Source organism: Mycobacterium sp. TH-M82 (assembly GCF_057473605.1).
In genome coordinates this window covers 1-3,081 of record NZ_JBYCKY010000807.1, presented here as the reverse complement: position 1 = coordinate 3,081, position 3,081 = coordinate 1, and the positions used below count along the sequence as shown (strand labels likewise).

At 62.3% G+C, this 3,081-nt stretch carries 2 protein-coding genes; both read left to right on the top strand.

Annotated elements, in window-relative coordinates:
• Positions 1–170: 170 nt before the first annotated feature.
• A complete protein-coding gene (locus AC2VON_RS23725) occupies positions 171–1,691 on the top strand; it encodes a macro domain-containing protein (RefSeq protein ID WP_486955042.1) in 1,521 nt (506 codons plus the stop codon).
• Positions 1,692–2,156: 465 nt separating this feature from the next.
• The gene (locus AC2VON_RS23720) at positions 2,157–2,987 is read left to right on the top strand and encodes a hypothetical protein (protein ID WP_486955043.1); all 831 of its coding nucleotides are present in this window, start codon (positions 2,157–2,159) and stop codon (positions 2,985–2,987) included.
• Positions 2,988–3,081 lie beyond the last annotated feature (94 nt).

Genomic DNA, 3,081 nt, shown 5'->3' with positions numbered 1-3,081 from the left:
GGCTCTGAGCTGGGGTGATGGCGTGCTCGGGCCCGTATTATTCGTTGCCTATGGTGCTTGTCTTGGGACCAGGTCGGTCTCATCACGGTGCCGGAGCCCTGCGCGACTGCGTCACTAGGTTCCCCGACGGACTGGCCACAGGTGATGCCGGTTGGACGACAGCAGGCGACTTGCCTGCCGAGTGGGTCATTCACACGGTCGGCCCGAACTACAACGGCGGGCAGAGAGACCGTTCGCTTCTTGAATCCTGCTACCGCCGGGCTCTGGAAGTTGCTGACGAACTCGGCGCTCGCATCATTGCCTTTCCGCTCATCAGCACAGGCGCCTTCGGCTGGCCACGGCAAGATGCCATCGCCGCCGCGATCGAAACCATTGCCACCGTCAACACTCGTGTCGAGGAGGTGCGACTGGTGGCCTTCGACTCCGAGATACACGAGCAAGTGCTAATGCATTTGGCTTCGTCGACCCCGATTCGCATCTTGCAAGGGGTTCAGGTCCTGCATCAGCGCGGCTACCATCGATTGCGCATTTTGCCGGGAGTGAGTCCCTCAGGGATGTACTGGCGCGTCGCAATCACCATCTCCGACAATCTGATTGACGATGTGGACTACCCACATGTCGTCAACCTTGACGCTGCACTCCTGTACTCGACAGGCGGGCTCACCGAATTCGCCGGAGGCGAGGTAACGGTGACGACGACACCCGAGTCGGTGGCCGACCTCATCCTGAACGAACTACCTGAGGCCGCTCCGACCAACGACAACCCCGCATATGTTGCTTGGTTCGCTGACCTCATGCGACTTGTCGAGCAGTCCATGGCGCCACCCGTGGCGTATGCCGACCACTTCGACGCCAGCGAGGGATGGGAGATCGGCTGGGGCACCGGTGTCAGGCATCCGCGACCACCCAAGCCTCCGCTCATCACACGAGGAGGACACGCATTGATGCAGTCAACGCCATCGACTTCAATTGCCGGTGACACACCAACCACCCTTGACCGACTCGAGGCGATCCTGCAGCGGGCGACAGGGCTTTCCCCGAAAGCCAGTGCGGTGGAAGGAATTCTTATCCCGCGGGGCGAACCACTGATGCCAAGCGTCACAATCAAATTCGCCGCTAAGCATGTCCGCGGTGCCGACCGCGCAGCTCTGTTCTCCGATGGCAAATATGTCCATTTGGGCGTCTGGCCAGCTGAACTCCAGCCCCAGTACACGTATATGTACTCCGATCCGGCGAGGGGCGACGCCCTCCTCGAACTGACCACTCACAACGGTTTCACTGTCGAGCCCAACTTCCAGCTCGCGCATCGGTTTGCCCAACCGCTACAACGCTGGTTTCCGACCAGACTGCTGTCCGCCGAAGAGTACCTCCATCAGTGGATCGGCGATTTCCGCGACGGGCGGGCTGGCGGTCGAACCCGCGATGAGGTGGCCGACCCGCGCTTCTTCCAGTGGCTCGTGGAGCGCCGCTACGCCCGGGCCGCCGAAGAAGAAAGCCTTCACCAGTGGCTGGACAGTAAGAAAGCGGGCATTCAGGTCCACGTACGCCCCGGTATCCAAATCCTCAGAACCTGGTCGTACGGAATTGCTTTCGCAATCGAGGGTCAGAAGGAGTTTGCTGCGCAGGTACGGGAAGCGACTAATCAGATACTGATCGCCCTCGGTCAGGCGCAACTAGATTCCATCAGTTGAACGGTGCCCGGCAACAGCGGGTGTTGCAGAACTCGCTTCTATCCAGCGCAGCCGAGCCGGGCCCCTGAAACCCGCACCACGAGTGTGTAATACGACCGAATCCGACCGATCGAATCAGTGACTCTGAGAGATGCCGTTCTGACGGCTGAGGCGCCGCCGAACGTTTCGGGATCTCGACGACTCGGTGCTGATAGACGACTCGGCGCTGATGGCGCAGGCATGGGATGAACGAGCGCCGACTCTAAAGCCACCGGTTGTGCGAAGCTGCTTTAGCCGGTCGAGGTAGACGGCGACGGCTCGGCGCCCGTCATTGTCGGCATCACCCGCTGATTCGTAGCGGGGGAGCGGGCTAGGGTCGGATGCTCCGCACCGCGGAGTCAGTCAGAGGCTTCCGGTCGACGGCGCAACCCTGACGTGTCGGTGCCTGGTGCTACACATGTGGCAACACGGAAGATGGAGGAAGTCATGACGCACAGCGCGCCGGTCAAGATCGTCAGGGACCAGTTGGTGCTGGGGCCGGTTACGGTGAATTTCCAGCGGACGCTGCGCATCCCTGAGACGGGCCTGCATCCGCTGCCGCCGGGTCTGGGCCGGTTTCCGTTGCGGCGGGTCGCGGACTACCCCGACACCGCACCAGCCGAGTGGCTTTCTCGTGGCGGGGTCATGCTGCCGATCTACCAGCGCGAGGCAATGTGGCTGTCGTTCAATGCTTCCGAACCCACTGCTCTGCAGGTCGGCGTGGGCAAGGTGTGCGCGGTCAGCGGCTTGCCGTGGATCGAGCACCTCGTCAAAGACCCGCAAAATTACGTTGCGCTACCCAATCAGCCGTGGCTGGATGGTATCAACGCGGGTAAGGGATTCATCCGCCAGTTTGTTGCCGTCCCGCTGGGTTCGGGCGCCACAGTCGAAGGGCAGATAACCGGGCAGGAGACCCATGGTGGAGTGCAACTCCGGGCCGTAGGTCTGACCGCGCAGGCGCTTGCGGAATGGCACGCCGCACAGAAGCTGCGCAGGGAGCGCTGCGCGGACATGATGCTGGATGGCGGGCCGCTCCCGGCGCCCTCGGCGAGCATGGGGCTAGGGGCCGGCGGGCGGATGCGGCAGGAGGTGTACGCCGATGGCCGTCCGCTCGCTGATTACGACGAGAGCGATGCGCGGCGGGTGTTTGTTCACTTGTGCTCGGCCGCGCAGTGGACTGCCATCACCGGAGAAGTGCCACCCACGTCGCCAGTCGACCGGGACGCCTACGTGGATGCCGGCCTGCCATGGTTCGACTACTATGACGCCGACGCCTGAGGTGTGTCTGACTCAATGAGGCATTCGTGGTTCGAAATACCCAGCCAAGAGCGGTGCGTGATCATGGTTGGGTTTCCTTCAGGTGTCGACGGTA